We start from the raw sequence: 1,789 nt of genomic DNA, 5'->3' as shown, positions 1-1,789 counted from the left end.
CCCGACACTGACCCTACGGGTACAGTGCGGGGCTCCTGCGATTTCTAGCTGAAGATTTGTCTGAACCAGGTGGCTGGACAAGAGGGTCCAGCTTTCGGGGTATGCTGTGAGAGCGCTGGGCTGGGTATCCCGGCCAGCTTTTTCCTCTGGGCCCTTCTCTACTGGATAACGCCTCCAATGCCCCTTGCTACTGCGCAACGCTGTCGCGAACAGGATTCTGTACCGTTGGCTTTGTTGAGTGTATCCGACAAAACCGGACTGATCCCGCTGGCCCAGTCCCTCGTGCAAGAGCATGGCTTTCAACTGCTCAGCAGTGGGGGAACCGCCAAGGCGCTCTCAGAAGCTGGGATCCCGGTCACCCCTGTCTCTGCCCACACTGGCGCGCCGGAAATCTTGGGGGGAAGGGTGAAGACGCTGCACCCCCGCATCCACGGCGGCATTTTGGCCCGCCTGGAATGCAGCGAAGACCGGGCAGACCTAGAGGCGCTGGGGATCCCTCCCATCCAACTGGTGGTGGTCAACTTCTACCCTTTTGAACAGACAGTGGCCCAGGCAGGAGTGTCTCTGGAGGAAGCTTTTGAGCAGATCGATATCGGCGGGCCCACTTTGGCGCGGGCGGCAGCCAAAAATTATCCCTACGTTACGGTGCTGACGGATCCCAGCCAGTACCCCCAGTATTTGCAACTGCTCTCCGGGGCCTATGGGGAAACAGAGCGGCTGGCGTTTCGCTTCCAGTGTGCTCGTCGGGCCTTTGAGCAGGTGCTGGCCTACGACCGCGCCATCGTCACCTACCTGGCTCGCCTGGAGCTAGCAGGTCCCTCCCAGTCCTCCGCAGCTGCCGCTGAAGACAGGTTTCAACTGCAAGGGATCCTGTGGCAACGCCTGCGCTACGGGGAAAATCCCCATCAAGCTGCCACTTGGTATGTGACGGATCCGGCTGCCCCCGGCTGGCACCGGGCTAAGCAGTTGCAGGGGAAGGAGCTGAGCTACAACAACCTGCTGGATCTGGAGGCGGCCCGTGCCCTGGCGGCAGAGTTAACCTTGTTACTCCGCAATGCTGATGCGACGCGGCCCACTGACGGGAAGGGCTCTGTGTCTTCTGGCTCTGCTCGGAGGGAGTTCCTGCAACCTGAACAAGCGGTGGCGGTGGTGGTTAAGCACAACAACCCCTGCGGGGTGGCCATTCGCCCATCGCCGGCTGCCGCCCTCGAGGCTGCCCTGGCTGCTGATCCAGTTTCGGCCTTTGGGGGCATCGTCGCCCTCAACCAACCCTTGGACGCAGAGACCGCCCGACGGCTGGTGGAGCCTTTTTTGGAGTGTGTGGTGGCTCCCGATTGCACTCCAGAAGCGGCTGAGCTACTGTCGGCCAAAAAGAACTTGCGGGTCTTGATCTTGCCGGACTTGTGTGTGGGGCCTGCCCAAACAATCCGCACCCTGGCCGGGGGCTTTCTGGTGCAAGACGCCGATTCACCTGTTGCTCTGCAACGCTGTCGCGACCAGGAACCGACGCAAACCGACAGCCCCCCTTCTTGGCAAGTGGTCACCCAGCGCCAGCCCACACCGGAGGAGTGGGCGGATCTGGAATTTGCCTGGATAGTCTGCAAACATGTGAAATCCAACGCCATTGTCGTCGCCAAGCAGAGGCAGACGCTCGGCGTCGGAGCCGGACAAATGAATCGGGTGGGAGCAGCGGAGATCGCTCTCCAGCAGGCGGGATCCCAAGCAGCAGGAGCTGTTTTGGCCAGCGATGGCTTCTTCCCCTTTGCCGACAGCGTGGAGATGGCTGCCC

The 1,789-nt window shown here is 61.5% G+C and carries 1 protein-coding gene; it reads left to right on the top strand.

Annotated elements, in window-relative coordinates; translation table 11 throughout:
• Positions 1–177 precede the first annotated feature (177 nt).
• Positions 178–1,789: bifunctional phosphoribosylaminoimidazolecarboxamide formyltransferase/IMP cyclohydrolase (purH, locus tag NW829_RS10480; protein ID WP_414417031.1), on the top strand; the 1,612-nt coding region annotated here is incomplete at its 3' end.

The sequence above is a fragment of the Synechococcus sp. R55.8 genome (assembly GCF_047461895.1).
Classification (GTDB): Bacteria; Cyanobacteriota; Cyanobacteriia; order Thermostichales; family Thermostichaceae; genus Thermostichus.
The sequence above is the reverse complement of the archived record's forward strand: the minus strand, read 5'-3'. Positions and strand labels throughout refer to the sequence as shown.